We start from the raw sequence: 21285 nt of genomic DNA, 5'->3' as shown, positions 1-21285 counted from the left end.
CAAGAAACTCCAGAGGAGTTTAATGTTAGTAGAAAAGGACATAACATGAAATAACCCCTTCCGTAAAACTGCAATCGCTTTAGCGATTGCAGTTCTGCGGAAGGGGTCTTTGTTTTCTACCTTCGGGTTACTAATATTGAACCCCGCTGGGGTTCCTACAAATATGTCGCCCCTATGGGGCTGTATCTTCTTATACGTCCCTAGCTACAAACATGCCGCCCCTATGGGGCTGTATCTTGTTTAATGTCCCTTTCTACAAACATGTCGCCCCGCTGGGGCTTGATCATCCAGACCGCATAATGCCTATCGGATAAATGAAACGCATTGTACGGGCGTATCGCATACGCCCTTTTATTTATTATTTGGTCATGGTTTGACAAACATGCTGCCCCTACAGGGCTGTATCTTCTTATACGTCCCTTGCTACAAACATGTCGCCCCTCTGGGGCTTAATAATTATCATCATACCAATTTTGACCTATGCGTAATAGTTTTATGGAATATATATCTTGTTACAAAAATAGGGCTCATAATAAATAGTTACATTTCTAAAGAATTAAAATTATATATGCGTTATTACGCTAATCTTTCTGATTTGGATTAATCTTTATCTTTAAGAATAGTTAATATTATCATAATGTAGTGCTGAAACGGTTTTGTTATTTTTTTCATAGATTGAGTGGAAGCAATGGCTGAAATTCAGCCAATTTATTGAATTTCAATCTTTAATTTCTAAATTTAACCTATAACTTAAGAGTTGTAGTCTATTTTTGTCAGCATTTGACGTTGTTTTCACTTTTAGTAGGGGTATATGGAGATATTGTTTTTATGGAAAAAAATTATCCGTTATTTTTATAAATTAATTAATCTATAAAATATATTCCTACTTTTATATATAGTTTCTTTCTGATTTTCAATACATATTGTATATTTATACTGAAACAAGGATGTTTTAATACTTGATTATCCCATGATCAAGGGTGTGAATTTAAGATAATAGTTATGGATTGCATTAAATTAGGAATAATTGATGATAGTGTCTTTTGCAGAAATTTGACTAAATTTCAGTTATTGAATATGAAATCAATTTGTTTTGATTTTGTACTCGAGGCGGAATCCATAGTTGATTTTCAAAAGAAAGCCAATCCATCGGTTAATCCAGAAGTAATTCTTCTAGATATTATGATGCCAGATATTGATGGTATTAGTGGTATTCCTATTATTAAGGAACGATACCCTGATGTGCATATTATTATGCTTTCTGATGTGGATAATCCTGCTATTATCCGACAAAGTATTCTTGCTGGTGCTTATGCATTTGTGAAAAAAGGTACCAAAGCTTCTGACTTATTAAAAATTATTCGTGATGTCCTTGCCGGATCTTCCTATGCAAGTCCTGAATTGACGAAATCCTTATTCATGGGTATCCAACAACCACCACAATCGAGAAGGAAACTTTCCCGAAGGGAATTAACCATTGTTCACCGCTTGTTAGAGGGATTTAGTTTGGATCGTACTGCTACTTCCTGCGAAATTACCGTCGATAAATTGTGGGAACTTATTCGCGGAATCATTAAAAAACTAAATATAGCCACACATATAAAGATCAAAGCGCACTAGTAAACTTATAGTTTAAGCATTGCTAATAATAGTATAATAACATTATTACACTATCCTATTCCTTTTTTTTCTATTTTTCAGGATAATTAAACTTGATTGATTTAAGCAATTTGCTAACCTGAAATGAAGAGAAAATCCATTATTATATTATTAGTTGGGGTCCTACTTGTAGGCGGAATGGTCTATTATAGGATTACCAAGAACAAAGAAAAAGCGGAAGCTCAAAATGGTCCTAGGGGAAGTCGGAGTGCTGCCAAGGTATATGGGGTCATCGTTAAAGGGCAACCCTTTTCGGATTTCCTATCTCTTTCGGGCGCGATTGAAGCAGATGAGCAAATCGAAATTCATACTGAGGTTTCCGGGATTGTAGAATCCATTAATTTCTCTGAAGGCGGACGTGTTAGTCAGGGACAACCTTTATTGACGATCAATGATGCCGAGTTACAGGCACAATTAGCACAGGCGCAAACCCGTAATAACCTAGCTGCTGAAAATGAGCGTAGAGCTAAATTACTATTAGAAAAAGAAGCCATTTCTCAAGAAGAGTATGATATCGCGAGTGCCGACTTTCGTACAGCACAATCGCAGATCCAATTGATAAAGGCACAACTTAGTAAAACCGTGATCCGTGCGCCTTTTTCTGGCCGGATAGGATTAAGAAGTATTTCAAAAGGGAGTTATGTTACTCCAACAACAAATATCGCACAACTAGTTAATACCAATAGACTTAAAGTATCATTCTCCATTCCTGAAAAATATGCGAACAAAGTTCGTGTTAATAATCAGATTAAATTTTCTGTTCAGGGGGTGGAAGGTGAATTTACGGCAAAGATTTATGCAACTGAGCCAGCTGTAGAAGCAAATACCAGAACCTTATTGGTAAAAGCCATCACCTCGAATAGTTCTGATAATATTATTCCGGGGACATTTGCCAACATTGTTTTTCCATTAGAGACTTTGGAAGAAGGATTATTGGTGCCAGCAGAGGCATTGATTCCAGTTCAGAACGGCAAGAAACTATTTGTATTAAAAGGAGGGAAGGCAAATGAAGTTATGGTGGAGACTGGCGCACGCACGGATGAGGATGTGTTGATCACGAGCGGTATCGTGGCTGGGGATACAGTATTAACTTCTGGAGTAATGTCCTTAAGGAATGGTTCAACAGTACAGGTTGTCCTGCAATAATTCAGAATAGATGAGTTTATCAACACTAAGTATTAAACGTCCGGTTCTAACGATCGTCATGAACCTTATCCTGATTCTCTTTGGAATCATAGGGTATACATTTTTGGGCGTGCGAGAATATCCTTCTATTGACCCGGCACAGATTTCTGTGCGAACGAATTATGCAGGAGCAAATGCCGATATCATCGAATCGCAGATTACTGAACCCTTGGAGAAATCGATCAACTCCATTGATGGCATTCGGAATATTTCCTCTTCATCCAATCAGGGATCCAGTAATATTACCATAGAATTTAACCTGAGTAAGAACTTAGAAGAAGCTGCAAATGATGTTCGGGACAAAGTCTCCCAGGCCTTAAGAAGCTTACCCCAAGATATTGATGCACCACCGGTGGTGTCGAAAGCAGATGCTGATTCAGAGCCTATTCTGACCATGACCATGCAAAGTGCTACGAAAAATGTGCTGGAATTGTCTGATTATGCAGAGAATGTGATCGCACAACGGTTACAAACCATTCCGGGAGTAAGTTCTGTTCAAATCTGGGGGCAGCGGAAATATGCTATGCGTTTATGGATAGATCCGGTCAAACTCGCCTCTTATGGGTTGACGGTGTTGGATGTTCGGACTGCATTAACCACGCAGAATGTGGAACTTCCTTCAGGAAAGCTGACCGGTGCTAATACAGAGTTAGCCATTAAAACCATTGGTAATCTAGCCACAGAAGAAGAGTTTAGTAATATCATTATCCGTTCTGACAATAATCGTATCGTAAGGTTTTCAGATGTTGGAAAGGCAGCATTGGAGGCGGAGAATTTTGAAACCAAGATGTCAGATTCGGGATATCCGATGGTGAGTTTGGCGATTATTCCACAACCGGGAACCAATTATTTAGATATTGCGAATCAGTTTTACAAAGAATATGACCGTTTACAAAACGAATTACCAGATGGTTTTGAATTAAACATTGCCATTGATAATACGATGTTTGTGAAAAAAGCTGTCTTTGAGGTTGTGGAAACTTTATTGATTGCCATTGTATTGGTCGTTTTGATTATTTATCTATTCTTTAGAAACTGGTCGATAGCCTTTCGTCCATTGATTGATATTCCGGTCTCATTGATTGCCACCTTCTTCATCATGTATTTATGTGGATTCTCGATTAATGTATTAACACTTTTAGCCATTGTATTGGCAACCGGCTTGGTAGTGGATGATGGTATCGTCGTGACGGAGAATATTTTCAAGAAGGTAGAAGAAGGAATGCCGCCGATACAGGCGGCGATTAAAGGATCCAATGAGATTTTCTTTGCGGTAATCTCGATTTCCGTAACCTTGGCGGCAGTATTCTTACCTGTTATCTTTCTGGAGGGATTCGTTGGTCGATTATTTCGAGAGTTTGGAGTCGTCATTGGAGCAGCAGTATTGATTTCTGCATTTGTTTCCTTGACCTTGACGCCAATGTTAAATGCCTATTTAATGAAAGGTGGGGAGCAAAAGAGGTCTAAGTTCTATATGCGCACAGAGCGCTATTTTGAGATGATGAATTCAGGCTATGCCGATTCCCTAAAAAGCTTTCTGAATGTGAAGTGGTTAAGTTTTGTGACCATTTTGGCATGTTTTGCCTTGATCTATTTCTTCTATCAATTATTACCAAAAGAGACAGCGCCTTATGACGATCGAAGTTATATCAGTCTAAGAGCAACAGCTCCGGAAGGGGTGTCCTATGATTATATGGATAGGTTTATGACCGATCTTACGATGTTAATCAATGATTCCGTTCCAGAGAAGAAGGTAAGTTTGGTGATCACTTCACCAGGATTTGGGTCTGCATCTTCCAATTCAGGCTTTGTACGGTTGGGTTTGGTACAACCAGATGAAAGAGAGAGATCGCAGCAGGAAATTGCGGATGATCTTTCAAGGTTGACCAGTGGATATTCGGAAGGTCGGGTTTCAGTTTCTCAGCAACCTACGATTTCAGTAAATAGAAGAGGTGGATTGCCAATTCAATATATTATTCAGGCCCCGAATTTCCAGAAATTAGAAGAAAAGATTCCGGAATTCATGGATGAGTTGGCGAAGGATAATACCTTTTCCATTACGGACGTGAATCTGAAATTCAATAAGCCAGAAGTATATGTAAGCATAGATCGTGAAAAAGCACAATCCTTGGGAGTATCCGTTCTGGATGTTGCCCAGACTTTGCAGATGTCGCTTTCAGGACAGCGATTCGGTTATTTCATGATGAATGGAAAGCAATATCAGGTCATGGGTCAGTTTGATCGTAAGGATCGCTCCACACCGATGGATTTAGCTTCGATCTTTGTGAAGAATAGTCAAGGACAATTGATTCAACTAGATAATATTGTAGAAATAGAAGAACGCAGCAGTCCGCCGCAATTGTTCCATAACAATCGGTATATGGCCGCAACAGTATCTGCTGGTTTAGCACCGGGAAGAAGTATGGGTGATGGGATTGCAGCGATGGAGGCCATCAAAGAAAGGGTTTTGGATGATACCTTTACCACAGATCTAGGTGGTGAGTCCAGGGACTTTGTGGAAAGTGGATCCAATACCATGTTTGCATTTGGACTTGCTGTATTACTGATCTTCTTGATTCTTGCGGCCCAATTTGAAAGTTTTATTGACCCGATTATTATTATCATTACTGTTCCGATGGCGGTTGCTGGGGCGATGTTTTCCCTCTGGTTATTTGGGCAATCCTGGAATATCTTTTCCCAGATTGGTACCATTATGTTGATTGGTTTAGTGACGAAGAACGGTATTTTGATTGTGGAATTTGCCAACCAGCTCCGAGAGGAGGGTTACAATAAATATGATGCTGTAGTTACGGCTTCGGAGGCACGTTTAAGACCAATTTTAATGACCTCCTTAGCAATTGCTTTAGGAGCATTACCAATTGCCTTGTCTTTAGGGGCGGCATCTACGAGTAGGATAGGTATGGGGGTTGTAATTGTAGGAGGAACCATTTTCGCATTGATATTGACACTTTTCGTGATACCAGCCTTCTACCTGATGATGTCAAGAAAGAAAAATCTTCATCCTGAATTGGAAGAAATAAAAAAGCTTGAAGAAATTGAACAATAAAATGAAGAAACTAGTCTTAGTAGGCTTTTTAATCCTGTACACAGGGGTAAATTTATTTGCACAGGGCTTATTGACGGCAAAAGATGCTGTTCAGATTGCTTTAGAAAATAATTTCGAAATCAAATTATCACAGAACGATCTACGGGTTGCCAAAGAGAATTTGACCTATGGCAATGCCGGAATGCTTCCGAATGTGACGGGAAATTTTACGCAGAATAATAGTGTGATGAATTCCTCGCAGGTTCAAGCGAATGGAGATAAAAGATCCTTAAGCAATGCGAAGAATAATAATATGAGTTATGGCGTCAGTATTGGTTGGACCATATTTGACGGTTTTGCCATGTTCTCAAGGTATGAGCAATTAAAGGAATTACAGAAGCAAGGCGAATTTGAATTAAAGAAAACGATCTTGGCGAAGGTTTCGGATGTCATATCCACCTACTATACGATAGTAGAACAACAGAATCTATTAAATGCCATTGATTCCAGTATCAATATATCGATGGAGAGATTGCGCACTGCTGAGAATCGCTTTATGATTGGTAAAGCTTCCAGATTGGAAGTATTGAATGTTCAGGTGAACTTAAATGAAGATGAATCGAGTCGGTTAAGACAGGCCAATGTGGTCAAGAATTTGAAAATTTCCTTGAATAGTTTAATGGCTCGTGAATTAAATATTGAGTTTGATGTTGAAAGGGAAGTGGAGTATGATGACTCCTTAATTTACGATGATTTGTTATCCAAGGCCAAGGAATATAATCCAGATCTTCAAATTATTGCGATCAATAAAAGAATGGCAGAATTGGAGGTCAAGCGGATAAAAGGGAATAGGTATCCAGTTGTTCGATTGAATACAGGCTATAATTTTTCAGAATCAGAATCCAGTTTAGGTTTCGTATCCAGTTCCAACTCCCGTGGTTTGAATTATGGGATAACTGCTTCCATCAACCTTTTTGATGGATTCAATCAGCGCCGGAATGAACGTGTGGCTAAAATACAATTGGAGAATTCTGGAATTATGATTGACCAGCAGAATTTATTGATTAAGACAGCGATGTCTACAGCTTATGAATCCTACCAGACGAATCTCTCGTTAGCCCGTTTGGAGGAGAACAACGCGGATATTGCACGTCAGAATTTAAATATCACTTTAGAGAAATATAAGATCGGAACGATATCGGCGGTTGAGTTTCGGGATGCCCAAGAGAACTTTATCAATGCGGTTTCTCGATTCAATTCATCGCGCCTACAGGCGAAATTATCTGAATTGGCTTTGAAGGAAATGATTGGAAACATCAATTTATAACCCTATTGTCTCAATATTTTGACATAAAACAAACGGTTGTGCAAATTGGACAAACGTTTGCGTTCTTAAATAGTTTTTGTTTTATCAAAAATCGTATTATCATTGTATTAGTGGTTTGATAATCAAGCCCCTTGACCAAATTATTCCTTCCCATAATTTGTGATAAATCGAATTTAGACTGTTTAGTTTGTTTTAAAATAGGTGATTTATAGGGGGACAAAGTCCCCCTTGATTTTGTAACTTAGTTAAGTAATAAATTTATACTATGAATAACTCACGTAGAGATTTTTTAAAGAAGGCAGGATTGTTATCGAGTGTTGCGATTACATTACCGTCTTTGCAGAATGAAGTGTTTGCAAGTTCTGCAATCAATATGTCCGGATTTGCTGCGCCGAAAATAGATAAAGTAAAAATTGCCGTTATTGGATTAGGAATGCGTGGTCCAGGTGCTGTGGATCGTCTTTCTTATATTGAAGGAGCAGAGATTGTAGCATTATGTGATAAACATGCTGACCGTGTTGCTAAGGCTCAAACGATCCTTACTAAAAAAGGATTGAAAGAAGCAAAAGCTTATTCAGGTGAAGATGGTTGGAAGTCTATGTTGAAAAATGAAGAACTAGACTTAGTATATATTACAACACCATGGGAATACCATGCTCCAATGGCCATTGAAGCAATGAAATCTGGTGCTCACGCAGCAACTGAAGTGCCAATGGGATTAACAGTTTCAGAAATCTGGGAAGTTGTTAAAACATCAGAAGCAACGAAAAAACATTGTATGATGTTGGAGAACTGTTGTTATGATTTCTTCGAGATGTTAACCTTGAATATGGTTCGCCAAGGGTTATTTGGCGAATTAGTACATGCTGAAGGTGCATATATCCACGATTTATTGAGTTTGAACTTCGCTAAGAACGGATATGATAATATGTGGAGATTACGTGAGAACATTAAAATGAATGGTAACTTATACCCAACTCACGGAATTGGCCCAATTGCTCAATGTATGAACATCAACTGTGGAGATAAAATGAACCACTTAGTAGCAATGCAATCCAACGATTTCATGATGGCTGATAAAGCTAGGGAATTGGCAGCTACTGATGACTTCTACAAAGAGTTTGTTGGCAAGCGCTTCAGAGGAAACATGGATACTACCTTGATCAAGACTGAAAAAGGAAAAACATTGATGGTACAACATGATGTTACTTCTCCACGTCCTTATTCACGTATTCACTTATTAAGTGGTACTAAGGGATTCGCTCAGAAATATCCAGAAGAAGGAATTGCATTTGGACATAGTTTCATTAAACCAGAAGAATTAAAGCAATTATATACTCAATATACGCCTGATTTGGTTAAGTTCATTGGTGAGCAAGCTAAAGAAGTAGGTGGTCACGGTGGTATGGACTTTATGATGGACTGGAGATTAATCGACTGTCTACGTAATGGTTTACCATTGGATCAAACAGTTTATGATGGCGCGGTATGGAGTGCAATTGTTCCATTAAGTGTTGAATCAGTATCTAAAAACAGTAGAACTGTTGATATTCCAGATTTTACAAGAGGAAACTGGAAAACGAACAAGCCTCATGATATGACTTTGAATGGTGGTGGTAACACGAAAATCCGTCCAAAAGTTAATGCTAAGGATGTTCAATTAGACGTGAAATAATAAAATTCCAATAATTTCATAGAAAGCTGCCCTTCATGGGGCAGCTTTTATTTTTTTCTGAAACTTCTGCTAAGTAGCATGGATTTTCAATTTTAAATTACTCTGTTATCTTTGTAATAAGAGATATCACAACCTTAGGCCATGAACGTTTTCAAATATATTCCCTATACCTTATTATTTCTTACAGCATTATTTCTTACAGCCTGTCAATCTTCTTCCAAGCCTAAAACAGAGGTTGGTTTTTCGGATTCAGTAGCTGTATGCAATACTTCTTCTATTCCTTCACGGTTTGCGAATTTAAAAAGTGATTCAACATCTGTGGGTAAAATCGGGGAAGATAAGGCAGAAATGGTCAAGATTGAAGGAGGGACCTTTGAGATGGGGAGCAATAGTTTTCCGGATGCTCAACCTATCCACAAGGTGACGGTGAATTCTTTTTACATGGATGTTCATGAAGTTACGAATGCGCAGTTTGCGGCTTTTGTAAAAGCTACAGGATATGTCACGGTTGCAGAACGACCTTTGGATCCGAAGGACTTTCCTGGGGCAGACCCAACATTGTTGGTTCCTGGTTCGGCAGTCTTCACTACGCCAAAGCAAGTTCAGGGTTTACAAGATCACCTGCAATGGTGGGAATATGTCCCAGACGCAAATTGGAGGCATCCTGAAGGTCCTAATAGCTCGATAAAAGGAAAGGAGAATCACCCAGTGACTCAGTTGGCCTATGAAGATGCAGCAGCCTATGCAAAGTGGGCAGGGAAGCGCTTACCAACAGAGGCAGAATGGGAATATGCAGCAAAAGCAGGGAAACATCAGTCTGAAACCTATTATTGGGGAACAGAGAAATTGGAGAATGGCAAATGGTTAGCCAATATTTACCAAGGAGAATTTCCAACCAAGAATAGCATGGAGGATGGCTTTGAAACTACAGCACCTGTAAAATCATACCCTGCAAATGCCTATGGTTTATACGATATGGAAGGTAATGTGTGGGAATGGTGTTCAGATTATTACCGACCTGATTATTATCAGCAGAGTCCGAAGGACAATCCGAAAGGACCAGCCGATTCATATGATCCGCAAGAGCCAGGTACGGTGAAGCGAGTACAACGTGGAGGATCCTTTTTATGCAATGATGAATATTGCGAACGCTATAAAGCCGGTAGCCGCGGAAAAGGTGAAATTAACTCACCAACCAATAATGTTGGATTTCGATGCGTTAAAGATGCTGTCTAGTATCTAGTATCTAGTATTTAGTATTTAGACTTTGGGTCTGATAAAAAAAGGTCTGAGAATTAATTCTCAGACCTTTTACTTATGTTAGTATTTAGTATCAGACATAGGTCTAAATACTAAATACTCTCTACTAAATACTACTGCGCATTTAAGAACATAGATTTTTTGCTATAAAGTTCTCTGAAGTGAGGATCATTTAAGTCTTTGATAAAGCGGATAGCTTCACCAGTAGATTTCATTTCAGGGCCTAATTGTTTATCAACTTCTGGGAATTTTGAGAAGGAGAACACAGGTTCTTTAATCGCATAACCATTTAATTTACGTGTGATGGTGAAATCTTTCAATTTGTTTTCACCTAACATCACTTTAGTAGCGATATTGATATAAGGAACATCATAAGCTTTTGCGATGAAAGGTACGGTACGTGAAGCACGAGGGTTGGCTTCGATTACAAATACATTTTCATCTTTAATTGCGAACTGGATGTTCAATAGACCAATTACGTTCAATGCTTTTGCCAATTTAATGGTGTATTCTTCCATTTTCTTCTGAACAGTCTCAGATAAGCTAAATGGAGGCAATACTGCTGAGGAGTCACCAGAGTGGATACCTGCAGGCTCAATATGCTCCATCATTCCGATGATGTGAACATCTTCGCCATCACAGATTGAATCTGATTCTGCTTCTTCAGCTCTATCCAAGAAATGGTCAATCAGGATATGATTTCCAGGAAGGTTTTTCAATAGGTTTACTACTGCTTTTTCCAAGTCTTCATCGTTGATCACAATACTCATCCCTTGTCCACCCAATACATATGAAGGACGAACTAATACAGGGTATCCAACTTCATTCGCTACTTTGATAGCTTCTTCTGCTGAAGTAGCAACACCATATTTAGGGTAAGGAATATCTAGGTCTTTCAATAAGTCAGAGAAACTTCCACGGTCTTCAGCTAAGTCCATGTTTGAGAAGTTTGTTCCGATAATTTTTACACCTTCAGCCTCTAAGCGTTCTGCCATTTTTAGGGCAGTTTGACCACCTAACTGAACGATTACCCCTTCAGGTTTTTCAAGTTCGATGATTTCACGAACATGTTCCCAGAATACTGGCTCGAAGTAAAGTTTATCAGCCATGTTAAAGTCAGTCGATACCGTTTCAGGGTTACAGTTCACCATGATAGCCTCGTAGCCACATTCTTTAGCTGCTAATAATCCGTGTACACATGAGTAGTCAAATTCAATACCTTGACCGATACGGTTTGGTCCTGAACCTAGCACGATAATTTTTTTGCGGTCAGATGCTGTGGACTCGTTTTCATCCTCGAAAGTCGAGTAGTAGTAAGGAGTTTGAGCAGGGAACTCAGCAGCACAAGTGTCTACCATCTTGTAAACACGACGGATGCCTAATTCTTTACGACGCGCATAAACGTCATCTTCCGTTGTATTACCCAATAACCAAGCGATTTGAATATCAGAATAACCTTTTTGTTTCAAGGTCATGAAGAAGTCGCGAGGGATATTATTTAATTGGTATCTGCGTAATTCACCTTCTAATTGAACAAGTTCTTGAATTTGTACTAAGAACCATTTGTCGATTAAGGTTGCTTTACGAATGGATTCCAAAGGAACGCCTAATTCAAAAGCATCTTTGATATGGAAAAGACGATCAGCACTTGGATGCTCCAAGCTGTGCATGATTTCCTCTAAGTTTCTAGATTGACGGCCATCTGCACCAAGACCAGCGCGGCCAGTTTCTAATGATTGAGCTGCTTTCTGAAGTGCTTCGATGAAGGTACGGCCAATTGCCATTACTTCACCTACAGCTTTCATCTGTAAGCCTAATTCTTTATTTGCGCCTTTGAACTTATCGAAGTTAAAGCGTGGAACTTTAACGATGACATAGTCTAAAGTAGGTTCAAAGTATGCAGAAGTATTTTTAGTGATTTGATTTTGTAATTCATCAAGGTTGTATCCGATTGCTAATTTCGCAGCGATTTTTGCAATTGGGTAACCGGTAGCTTTAGATGCTAGAGCAGATGAACGAGATACGCGAGGGTTGATCTCGATAGCGATAATTTCTTCGTTTTCTGGGTTAACAGAGAACTGAACATTACAACCACCTGCAAAGTTACCGATAGAGCGCATCATTTTAATCGCTTGATTACGCATGTCTTGATAACATTTGTCCGAAAGCGTCATTCCAGGAGCAACTGTAATCGAGTCACCCGTATGAATACCCATTGGGTCAAAGTTCTCAATGGTACAGATGATAATTACGTTGTCATTGGTATCACGTAATAATTCTAATTCAAATTCTTTCCAACCCAGTACTGCTTGTTCAACCAATACTTCGTGAGTAGGGGATGCATGTAAACCTCTGTTTAATGCCGCATCGAATTCTTCTTTTTTATGCACAAAACCACCTCCGGTTCCTGCTAATGTATAAGAAGGACGAATTACTAATGGGAATCCGATTAACTGAGCTGCCTCTTTACCTTCTAAGAAGGAGTTTGCGATTTTGGAGTTAGCTACTCCAACACCGATATCAATCATTAATTGACGGAACTCTTCACGGTTTTCTGTTTTTTCGATAGCAGCTACATCAACTCCTATCACTTTAACATTGTATTTGTCCCAAATACCACGGTTAGAAGCTTCAATACATAGGTTTAAAGCTGTTTGACCACCCATCGTTGGAAGGACAGCATCGATTTGACGTTCTTGTAAAATCTGTTCAATGCTTTCGCAAGTCAATGGAAGTAAATACACGTGATCTGCTACAACACTATCGGTCATGATTGTAGCTGGGTTTGAATTAATGATGGATACTGAAATTCCTTCTTCTTTTAGAGACAATGCGGCTTGTGATCCTGAATAGTCAAATTCACAGGCTTGTCCAATAACAATAGGTCCAGATCCAATGATTAATACCGAATTGATGGAGGTGTTTCTAGGCATTATTTTTTATTTCAATTGTTAAATACAAATAATTAAGTGGACTGTTGCAGACAGAAGTTGCCTTAATGGGAGGTGATATTCCGACTGCTTTGTCGGAGTGCAAAGTTACATTTTTATTTTATAAATGAACGAATTATTTCATTGAAAAATTAGTGACAACTTTGTACCCTAATTAAATTTTCTTCAAACCTTCCATCCCATTAACATCAGGACGCTTCAAGAGGTTTTCTGTTTAATAAAAAAGGGAACTCAATAATTTGAATTCCCTTCATTGTTAATATATTACTATCTCGTCGGCAAATAAATACCCTTTCATGGGGTTGGTTGCCTTTATTTGAACATACCTCGCCATAACCGGTTTGTCCAGCTTGATTTCAAATTTTTGGAACTTCAATGCCGGGTCGGTTGTGCTGACCTGGTTTTTAACAGTTCCTAATTCCCGATAACTTTTTCCATTGTCAGATACCAGAATTGTAAATTCACCAGGGAAATAGACTCCTGGTGCTGGGATTTGCATAAAGTCCAAGGCAACAGATTTTATTTCCTCGCGACGTTCAAAATCCACAATTACATCTACTCCCTTCGTAAAGCCTTGCCATTGTCCATCTTGGTAGGTTAAGGTTCCTTTGATCCCGTTGGTCAAGGTTCTATTTCCTTGAGCAGGATAACCTTCCCATTCTGTTTTATAAATGACTTCTTTGCCAATGGCTTTATGGATATCCAATTCAATGGTTTCAACAGGGCTTACCCTAGCAGAATCCAAGAATGAAGCGGCTTTAATAACAGCCGATTTGGATAGTTCAACTGGCAAATTATAGATCGTAGAAGTTCTATTCGGATCTGATCCATCAATGGTATAGCGAATATTAGGTTCGTATTGTTCTGAAGTTAGAACCACGGTATTTTTCACATGTGTAGAATCAAAATTGACTTTACTGATGACATTATAGGAAGGACGATAATAATTCACCTCCATTTTTTGCAGAATTTTATAATGTTGTTGGAGTCTTTTTTGAAAATCCTTCCATGATTTACTTTCTTGATTGGTCCATACAACTTCCGAAAGTGCTAATGCCCTTGGGAAAGCCATATATTCCACATGTTGATAAGTTGGGATATGCTCGGTCCATAGGTTAGCTTGAGCGCCTAAGATATGTTTCTTTTTATCCTCTTGGATGCCTTCTGGGATAGGATTATAGCTATATACTTTTTCCAATGGCAAAAATCCACCGAGTGCTTCAGGTTGGGTTCTAGGGTCGGTCTGATAGCCGTCAAAATATAGATAAGCCCCTGGAGTCATAATTACATCATGTCCGGCATTTGCGGATTTAATTCCGCCTTCTTCGCCTCTCCAGCTCATCACCGTCGCACCTGGACTTAATCCACCTTCCAATATTTCATCCCATCCAATTAACTTTCTGCCTTTGGATTGTAGATACTCATCCATTTGTTTGATGGCATAGGCCTGCAGTTCATCTTCAGATTTTAAACTGTCCCTTTCCATCAATGCTTGGCATTTAGGGCAGTTTTTCCAATGTGATTTATCCGCTTCATCCCCACCAATATGGATATATTGAGAAGGGAAAATAGTCAGTACCTCATCCAAAACATTCTTTAGGAATTTGTAAGTATCTTCATTGCCTAAACAAAATTCACCTTGAGTGTAAGGTTTTCCGGTACATGATAATTCAGGGAATACCGCTAATACCTCTTCTGAGTGACCAGGCATCTCAATTTCAGGGATAATGGTAATTCCGCGTTGTGCAGCATAGGCTACTAACTCTCTCGCCTGATCCTGCGTATAATAGCCCCCACTTGCATTCGGAGTACCTTCATCAACATATTGTCGCCCATTATTCCACCAGTCTTTCCATAAAGTATGGGTTCTCCAAGCCGCCTTTTTCGTTAGTTCAGGATATTTTTTAATCTCTAATCGCCAACCAGCTCCATCTGTCAAATGCCAATGAAAGTAATTGAACTTATATAGGGCCAATAAATCAATATATTTTTTGAGAAATGAAAAGGGCATAAAGTTTCTGGAGACATCCAAGTGCATGCCACGGTATTGGAATCGGGCTTTATCCTCGATTCGGACATAGGGCAGTGCATTTGAATTATTCAGGTAAGCCAATTGAACCAAGCTATAGATTCCAGGGATCATGGCCTGTGGCGTATGCGCTTTTAATAAAATTCCTTTATCATCGATTTCGATAAGATAACCATTGGGGTCCACACGATCGAACTCAGTTGCCTTAAATAATCGGACACCTATCTGGTTTTGTTTTTTAACTTTTTTGACCAGTTCAGAATTTCCGACTTGTAAACCTGGGATTTCATTTAATAGTGGGAGTATTTGTGAAAAATCTTCAGTGTAGAAAAGGTCGAATTTTTGGTTTAGAATTAATTCGCCTTCATGGCTGATGACTTTTGAAGGGCGAGGTATGATTGCTATTTCCTTGTCTTGCGCTTGTGTCAAGAGGGGAAAAAAACAAAGGAGTACCAAGAGTTTTTGCAGATGATTAACCATATTGGGGAATAAGGGTTTGATTTAAAAACAAATATCCTTAAAAAAATATTATTTAAATAACAATAAATTGCAGTCATAGTTTTTATGAGATTATCCTAACATTCATTTCTAAGAAATAATGTAAATATGATTAACTTTGTAGCATGATTGAACTTCCTGTAATTCCAGTAAATCAAACTCAGCGCAAACCAGACTGGTTACGCGTGAAGCTACCAGTTGGAAAAGAATACCGACATGTTAGGAGTTTGGTTGATGAACATAAGTTGCATACCATTTGTGAGAGTGGTAATTGTCCAAATATGGGAGAGTGTTGGGGAGCAGGTACTGCGACCTTTATGATCCTAGGAAATATCTGTACGCGTTCATGCTCATTTTGTGCAGTTGCGACGGGTCGCCCATTGCCGGTTGACCTGGATGAGCCAAACCGTGTAGCGAATTCAGTGAAGTTGATGCAGGTTAAACACTGTGTGATTACCTCTGTTGACCGTGATGATCAGAAAGATGGAGGTTCGCAGATTTGGGCTGAAACTATTTTAGCAATCCGCAGAGAAAGTCCAGAAACTACCTTGGAAACTTTAATTCCTGATTTCAAAGGACAATGGGAGAATTTAGATCGTGTATTAGCGGTTCGTCCGGAGGTTGTTTCGCATAATATTGAAACAGTGAGAAGATTGACACGTGAAGTTCGTATTCAAGCAAAGTATGATCGTTCATTGGAGTGTTTAAGAAGAATTTCAGAAGCTGGATTGCGTACTAAGTCAGGAATTATGCTTGGATTGGGTGAGACGGAAGAGGATGTAATTGAAACGATGCAAGACTTATTCAATGTAGGTGTTGATATTTTAACCATTGGTCAGTATTTACAACCGACCAAAGCGCATCACCCGGTAATTGATTGGGTTACTCCTGAGCAATTTGAAAAATATAAAGAAATTGGTTTAAAAATGGGATTCAAATATGTTGAATCTGGACCATTGGTAAGATCTTCTTATCATGCAGAAAAACATTTATTCGATATGCAATAAAATTAAATCCTTAGAATTTCTAAGGAATTTTTTTTGAAATACATTATTTTTAGGCTGAATCTAGAGGTGAAGAAATATGTTTTTCAAAAGAATTTTTATTCCATTATTTATTTTGGAGCTTATTCTGCTTCTAGTTTGCAGTTTATTTTACTATCTAATCATTTCCAGTTGGAACGTAAATCCACCCGATTGGTTAGCCTGGGTCATACCAGTCATTACGAGTATTGCTGCGGTCCTTCTGATCCGCAAGCCATTATTCGAAAGATTCTATTCTGATATATCCGAGATAAATTATGCACCACTGATTGTATGTCTGATCATTCTTCCTGTACTAACAGCCATCTTATTCCCACCTCTTTCGAAATCAATTCGATATAATTTTGGAAGCGTCATTAGACTAGAGAGTGTCAATCAAGTCAAGCCGCATAAGAGTTCAATATTTTTAGAATTAGATGATTGGTATGTGGATCGCTTGCAGGTAATACCATTACGGACCATTAGTGAGCCTAATATATTCAGCTTTGGGAAGTATAAGGTGAGTATTTTATTTATTGTACCAATCTTCGCCAGTGCAGACCCATATAGGTCGCATGCGAAAGCTTGGTTAGCTTTTGATTATCATAAAGTATTCAGTAGGGAGGAGCTGAATAAACATCTGGATGATGAATTTGCAAATAGTACGCTAATTCATTTTAAAAGGATGGATGTACGAGCGTTTAAATATTTAGAGGCCTTTCCCAGAGGACAAGAATACAATGTACTTATTCAGATGGCACAAGCGCATTCCTATTTTAAATCTGGTTTCAGCACTGTTTATAAAGGACAGGATGTAGACCGGGATCTTTTAGCAATCCATTCGTTGCAGTATTTTCTATTTTTACAGGTCATCTTTGGAATTCCATTGTTGCTGCTGGCAGCAGGATTATTGACCTATTTCAGACCCATCCAATATTAAGTGTTATAGGATTTATTTTCGCAAGTATTCTGTTTGACCTGCAATAACGGTTCTCAGGGTTTTGATATCACGCAATTTTTCATTTTCTGCGGTCATAATATCATCCTCAAGAATAACGAAATCCGCATCTTTTCCTTTTTCAATACTACCACGTTTCTTTTCCTGGAAGCATGAATATGCTGCCCAAATCGTCATTCCTTTCAAAGCCTGTTCTCTGGAGATAGCATTTTCCATTTGGAAGCCACCTTTAGGAAATCCGACCTTGTCTACCCTCGCCACAGCGGCATGAAACCCATATAGCGGATTATAATGTTCCACGGGGAAATCACTTCCAAGTGCCAGTAAGCCATATTCTTCCAATAGTTTTTTGTAAGCATAGGCGCCTTTGATTCTTTCCGGTCCGATCCGATCTTCCGCCCAGTACATATCTGAGGTAGCATGAGTTGGTTGAACAGAAGGGATAATCTGAAAGTCTTTGAATTTAGCGAAGTCATTAGGGGCAATGATTTGCGCATGTTCAATCCGCCAGCGACGATTCTTGCCATCTTTTAAATACTTTCCATAGGTATCCAGAATTATTCGGTTGGCAGAGTCACCAATAGCATGGGTGTTCACCTGGAAATTGCTGTTGGCTAATTTTTTAATGGTCTTATCAAATTCCTCAGGGCTTTTTAATAAAAATCCACTGGTTGGGGCATCATGGTAGGGATGTAAGAGACAAGCACCTCGAGAACCCAAAGCACCGTCTGCCATCAACTTAAAGGAACGAACAGTTAATCTGTCGGATTCGAAAGTTCCAGATCGGAGGTATTCCTTAATGCTTTCGTCAGTTGCCATCACCATGGCATAATCGCGGATTGCCAAAGAGTCTTCATTATAAAAGATTTTCAATGATTCAATCTGGTCTTTATTTAAACCGGCATCAACAATGCTGGTCAAGCCCACCGATAGTAGGGAATCCTGTGCTCTTCTTAGAATTTTTAATAATGCCGAGTTCTGTTCTTTCGGGATATGGCTTTGCACTAATTCCATGGCATTATCAATTAGAATACCATCAGGCAATCCTTCTTTATTCACAGATATTACGCCACCTTCAACAAAATACGCGCTATCCAAGGCTGCTTTTTCAAGTGCTTTGCCATTGGCTAGAGCGGCATGATAATCTACTCTCGTTAAATAAATGGGAATATTGGGGAAGTACTTATCTAATGAATCGCGGGTAGGGAAATTTTTGTCTTCCCAAAGGTTTTGGTCCCAGCCATTACCAACTATCCATTTCTTATTGGGGTTTGCTTCAACATAAGTCTTTAGGCGTTGGATAACTTCATCATATGATTTTGAGCCGACTAAATTAACTTCATCCATTGCTTCGGCAAGCATAAAGAAATGGGCGTGAGCGTCGTAAAATCCAGGATAGATGAATTTACCTTGTACATCGATTTTTTCTTTAGCATCATACTTATTCAATAGGCTTTGAGATTCACCGGTTTCAACGATGACACCATTATTCACAGCAAATGCTTCCACTGTTGAGAACAAAGAGTCCACGGTATAAACTTTAGCGTTATAAACGATTAGGTCTATCTGTTTGTTGGTGGTGCAGCTAAAGAATAAGCTAATAAAAAATAGAAATATCAGGTTTGTTTTAATATTCATCATATTGTTAGGATGATACAAAAACAAATGTACTAAGAAAAAGCCGAAAAAGGCTGGAAATGAAAAAGCTTCTTTTACGGATAAAAGAAGCTTTTTCGATATTCAAAAATCAAAATATAATGAATGTTAGCAGTACTCGTCGAAAGCAGCAACTAGGTTGTCCGCGATCATTTGAGCAGGTCTGCCTTCAATCATATGTCTTTCTATCATGTGAACCAATTTACCATCTTTGAATAGGGCCATTGCAGGCGAAGATGGAGGGTAAGGCAACATATACTGACGCGCTTTATCTACTGCATCTTTTTCCATTCCGGCAAAAACAGTAACTAATTTGTCAGGATGTTTTTCATTTTTCACTGCGAATTTGGCAGCAGGGCGAGCATTTGCAGCCGCACAGCCACATACAGAGTTTACTACCACAAATACAGTTCCTTCAGAAGGAATTGCAGAATCCACTTCAGCTGCGGATTTAAGTTCTTGAAATCCAGCATCAACTAGTTCTTGACGCATTGGAGCTACTAAATATTCTGGATACATAGTTTTATTCTTAATGATTTATGCAAATATACTTTTAAAAGAGGCGATAGTCAAGATGATATCCTCAAGAAAATGTCAATTTATGCCGAATAATGTCACAATGTTTTGAATTGATTTGACTATCAAGTAATTTTGTGCTTCGAAAAAACAAAAAGGAAAACTATGTCATCATTAGAAACTACTTACGTTCCATACAAAGTGAAAGATATTTCTTTAGCAGAGTGGGGTCGTAAAGAAATAGAATTAGCGGAGGCTGAAATGCCAGGTTTAATGTCCTTACGCGCAGAATTTGGAGCTACCAAACCTTTAAAAGGAGCACGTATTGCAGGATGTTTACACATGACCATTCAAACTGCGGTATTGATTGAAACTCTTGTAGAGCTTGGTGCTGATGTATCTTGGTCTTCATGTAATATCTTCTCGACACAGGATCACGCTGCTGCTGCTATTGCTGCTGCAGGAATCCCTGTTTATGCTTGGAAAGGGATGAACGAGGAAGAGTTTAACTGGTGTATAGAACAAACTTTATTTTTTGGTGAAGATCGTCAGCCATTAAACATGATCTTGGATGATGGTGGTGATTTAACAAATATGGTGTTTGACCAATTCCCTGAATTAATTGATGGAATCAGAGGTCTTTCGGAAGAAACTACAACAGGTGTTCACCGTTTATACGAGCGTATGAAGAATGGAACACTACATTTACCAGCAATCAATGTGAATGACTCTGTTACAAAGTCAAAATTTGATAATAAATATGGATGTCGTGAATCTTTGGTAGATGCAATTCGTCGTGCTACCGATTTAATGTTAGCAGGTAAAGTAGCAGTTGTTGCAGGTTACGGTGATGTAGGTAAAGGATCTGCAGAGTCATTGCGTTCTGCTGGTGTTCGTGTTCTTGTTACAGAAATTGACCCTATCTGTGCATTGCAAGCTGCAATGGAAGGATATGAGGTTAAGAAAATGTCTGATGCTATTAAAGAAGCAAATATTGTAGTAACAACTACAGGTAATAAAGATATCATCCGTCCTGAGCACTTCAAAGCAATGAAAGATAAAACGGTGGTTTGTAATATCGGTCACTTCGATAATGAAATCGATGTTGCTTGGTTAAATGGAAACTATGGTGATTCTAAAGTTGAAATTAAACCGCAGGTTGATAAATACACTATCGATGGTAAGGATATTATTTTATTAGCTGAAGGTCGTTTAGTAAACTTAGGATGTGCTACAGGTCACCCATCATTTGTAATGTCGAATTCATTTACAAACCAAACCTTAGCGCAATTGGAACTTTGGACAAATACTGATCAGTACAAGAAAGAAGTTTACACTCTACCTAAGCATTTGGATGAGAAAGTTGCTCGCTTACACCTTGCACATATCGGTGTGGAATTGGATGAATTAACTCCAGAGCAAGCTGAATATATCGGTGTGACAGTGGAAGGCCCATATAAGCCAGAAGCTTACCGTTACTAGGAGTAGTATTTAGTATTTAGT

General features: G+C 38.7%; 13 protein-coding genes. 9 read left to right on the top strand and 4 right to left on the bottom strand.

Annotated features, from left to right (window positions below):
- Positions 1 to 1002: 1002 nt before the first annotated feature.
- From ACF3OC_RS16570 to ACF3OC_RS16545, 6 genes are all read left to right on the top strand, one after another.
- Positions 1003 to 1620 (top strand): response regulator, encoded by a 618-nt coding sequence (locus tag ACF3OC_RS16570; protein WP_392469975.1) that lies wholly within the window; start codon positions 1003 to 1005, stop codon positions 1618 to 1620.
- 123 nt (positions 1621 to 1743) lie between these two features.
- Complete coding sequence (locus tag ACF3OC_RS16565) at positions 1744 to 2805, top strand: efflux RND transporter periplasmic adaptor subunit (protein WP_094257942.1); 1062 nt, start codon at positions 1744 to 1746, stop codon at positions 2803 to 2805.
- Between the two features lie 10 nt (positions 2806 to 2815).
- A complete protein-coding gene (locus ACF3OC_RS16560) occupies positions 2816 to 5911 on the top strand; it encodes an efflux RND transporter permease subunit (RefSeq protein ID WP_094280921.1) in 3096 nt (1031 codons plus the stop codon).
- Between the two features lies 1 nt (position 5912).
- Positions 5913 to 7217 carry a TolC family protein gene (locus tag ACF3OC_RS16555; RefSeq protein ID WP_392469971.1) on the top strand — a complete coding sequence of 435 codons (1305 nt, stop codon included), beginning with the start codon at positions 5913 to 5915 and terminating at the stop codon, positions 7215 to 7217.
- A 265-nt stretch (positions 7218 to 7482) separates the two neighbouring features.
- On the top strand, positions 7483 to 8892 hold the full coding sequence (locus ACF3OC_RS16550; protein ID WP_094257940.1) for a Gfo/Idh/MocA family protein: 1410 nt from the start codon (positions 7483 to 7485) through the stop codon (positions 8890 to 8892).
- Between the two features lie 141 nt (positions 8893 to 9033).
- Positions 9034 to 10128, top strand: a complete 1095-nt coding sequence (locus ACF3OC_RS16545; protein ID WP_392469970.1) for a formylglycine-generating enzyme family protein — start codon at positions 9034 to 9036, stop codon at positions 10126 to 10128.
- Between the two features lie 137 nt (positions 10129 to 10265).
- On the opposite strand, the gene carB is transcribed toward ACF3OC_RS16545, so the two are convergent.
- Together carB and ACF3OC_RS16535 are read right to left on the bottom strand one after the other, a co-directional pair.
- A complete protein-coding gene (gene carB, locus ACF3OC_RS16540) occupies positions 10266 to 13085 on the bottom strand; it encodes a carbamoyl-phosphate synthase large subunit (protein ID WP_392469967.1) in 2820 nt (939 codons plus the stop codon).
- 274 nt (positions 13086 to 13359) lie between these two features.
- The gene (locus ACF3OC_RS16535) at positions 13360 to 15612 is read right to left on the bottom strand and encodes a family 20 glycosylhydrolase (protein WP_392469966.1); all 2253 of its coding nucleotides are present in this window, start codon (positions 15610 to 15612) and stop codon (positions 13360 to 13362) included.
- Between the two features lie 143 nt (positions 15613 to 15755).
- Between ACF3OC_RS16535 and lipA the strand changes: the two genes are divergently transcribed.
- Together lipA and ACF3OC_RS16525 are read left to right on the top strand one after the other, a co-directional pair.
- On the top strand, positions 15756 to 16637 hold the full coding sequence (gene lipA, locus ACF3OC_RS16530) for a lipoyl synthase (protein ID WP_094257936.1): 882 nt from the start codon (positions 15756 to 15758) through the stop codon (positions 16635 to 16637).
- Positions 16638 to 16713: 76 nt separating this feature from the next.
- Positions 16714 to 17592 (top strand): hypothetical protein, encoded by an 879-nt coding sequence (locus ACF3OC_RS16525; RefSeq protein ID WP_392469964.1) that lies wholly within the window; start codon positions 16714 to 16716, stop codon positions 17590 to 17592.
- Between the two features lie 12 nt (positions 17593 to 17604).
- On the opposite strand, the gene ACF3OC_RS16520 is transcribed toward ACF3OC_RS16525, so the two are convergent.
- Positions 17605 to 19251 carry an amidohydrolase gene (locus tag ACF3OC_RS16520; protein WP_392469962.1) on the bottom strand — a complete coding sequence of 549 codons (1647 nt, stop codon included), beginning with the start codon at positions 19249 to 19251 and terminating at the stop codon, positions 17605 to 17607.
- A gap of 123 nt (positions 19252 to 19374) precedes the next feature.
- On the bottom strand, positions 19375 to 19785 hold the full coding sequence (locus ACF3OC_RS16515; RefSeq protein WP_094257934.1) for a BrxA/BrxB family bacilliredoxin: 411 nt from the start codon (positions 19783 to 19785) through the stop codon (positions 19375 to 19377).
- Between the two features lie 162 nt (positions 19786 to 19947).
- Here ACF3OC_RS16515 and ahcY point away from each other — a divergent pair, with 162 nt between their 5' ends.
- Positions 19948 to 21264, top strand: a complete 1317-nt coding sequence (gene ahcY / locus ACF3OC_RS16510) for an adenosylhomocysteinase (RefSeq protein ID WP_392469959.1) — start codon at positions 19948 to 19950, stop codon at positions 21262 to 21264.
- Positions 21265 to 21285: the final 21 nt, after the last annotated feature.

The organism is Sphingobacterium cellulitidis (genome assembly GCF_043187465.1).
Classification (GTDB): domain Bacteria; phylum Bacteroidota; class Bacteroidia; order Sphingobacteriales; family Sphingobacteriaceae; genus Sphingobacterium; species Sphingobacterium cellulitidis.
This window is presented reverse-complemented; position numbering and strand designations above follow the sequence as displayed.

What these genes read in the sequence shown, in the direction of transcription:
- ACF3OC_RS16570 (WP_392469975.1), top strand. Translation starts at nt 1,003, where the DNA reads ATGGATTGCATTAAATTAGGAATAATTGATGATAGTGTCTTTTGCAGA.
- ACF3OC_RS16565 (WP_094257942.1), top strand. Translation starts at nt 1,744, where the DNA reads ATGAAGAGAAAATCCATTATTATATTATTAGTTGGGGTCCTACTTGTA.
- ACF3OC_RS16560 (WP_094280921.1), top strand. Translation starts at nt 2,816, where the DNA reads ATGAGTTTATCAACACTAAGTATTAAACGTCCGGTTCTAACGATCGTC.
- ACF3OC_RS16555 (WP_392469971.1), top strand. Translation starts at nt 5,913, where the DNA reads ATGAAGAAACTAGTCTTAGTAGGCTTTTTAATCCTGTACACAGGGGTA.
- ACF3OC_RS16550 (WP_094257940.1), top strand. Translation starts at nt 7,483, where the DNA reads ATGAATAACTCACGTAGAGATTTTTTAAAGAAGGCAGGATTGTTATCG.
- ACF3OC_RS16545 (WP_392469970.1), top strand. Translation starts at nt 9,034, where the DNA reads ATGAACGTTTTCAAATATATTCCCTATACCTTATTATTTCTTACAGCA.
- carB (WP_392469967.1), bottom strand. Translation starts at nt 13,085, where the DNA reads ATGCCTAGAAACACCTCCATCAATTCGGTATTAATCATTGGATCTGGA.
- ACF3OC_RS16535 (WP_392469966.1), bottom strand. Translation starts at nt 15,612, where the DNA reads ATGGTTAATCATCTGCAAAAACTCTTGGTACTCCTTTGTTTTTTTCCC.
- lipA (WP_094257936.1), top strand. Translation starts at nt 15,756, where the DNA reads ATGATTGAACTTCCTGTAATTCCAGTAAATCAAACTCAGCGCAAACCA.
- ACF3OC_RS16525 (WP_392469964.1), top strand. Translation starts at nt 16,714, where the DNA reads ATGTTTTTCAAAAGAATTTTTATTCCATTATTTATTTTGGAGCTTATT.
- ACF3OC_RS16520 (WP_392469962.1), bottom strand. Translation starts at nt 19,251, where the DNA reads ATGATGAATATTAAAACAAACCTGATATTTCTATTTTTTATTAGCTTA.
- ACF3OC_RS16515 (WP_094257934.1), bottom strand. Translation starts at nt 19,785, where the DNA reads ATGTATCCAGAATATTTAGTAGCTCCAATGCGTCAAGAACTAGTTGAT.
- ahcY (WP_392469959.1), top strand. Translation starts at nt 19,948, where the DNA reads ATGTCATCATTAGAAACTACTTACGTTCCATACAAAGTGAAAGATATT.